2 tRNA genes are annotated in these 436 nt (G+C 54.6%); both read left to right on the forward strand.

The features are described from left to right. The first annotated feature begins 73 nt into the window (after window positions 1–73). Window positions 74–149, forward strand: a tRNA-Glu gene (locus tag AC1DGW_RS16875). Between the two features lie 140 nt (window positions 150–289). After that, window positions 290–365 (forward strand) — tRNA-Ala (locus tag AC1DGW_RS16880). Window positions 366–436: the final 71 nt, after the last annotated feature.

Consider the following 436-nt stretch of genomic DNA (forward strand, 5'->3'; position numbering starts at 1 on the left):
GATCCCGCTTGGCTCCACCAAATCCGGACATTAGGCCGTCCGGATAGCCGAAAAAAACTTGATGAAGTTACGCGTCCCCATCGTCTAGAGGCCTAGGACATCACCCTTTCACGGTGGCGACCGGGGTTCGAATCCCCGTGGGGACGCCATTCATCGAAAACAAAGACCCGGATTGTCGAGGGTCTTTTTTGTTGGAGAAGCTGCCTGCCCAACAGGCAATGAGGAAGAAGAAAAAGCTTCCACTCCAACAAAGAGTCCGGTATCATTCCGCGCTCGAAAATTTGGATACGGGGCCATAGCTCAGCTGGGAGAGCGCCTGCATGGCATGCAGGAGGTCAGCGGTTCGATCCCGCTTGGCTCCACCAAATCCGGACATTAGGCCGTCCGGATAGCCGAAAAAAACTTGATGAAGTTACGCGTCCCCATCGTCTAGAGG

It is taken from the genome of Stenotrophomonas sp. 05N423 (genome assembly GCF_056397145.1).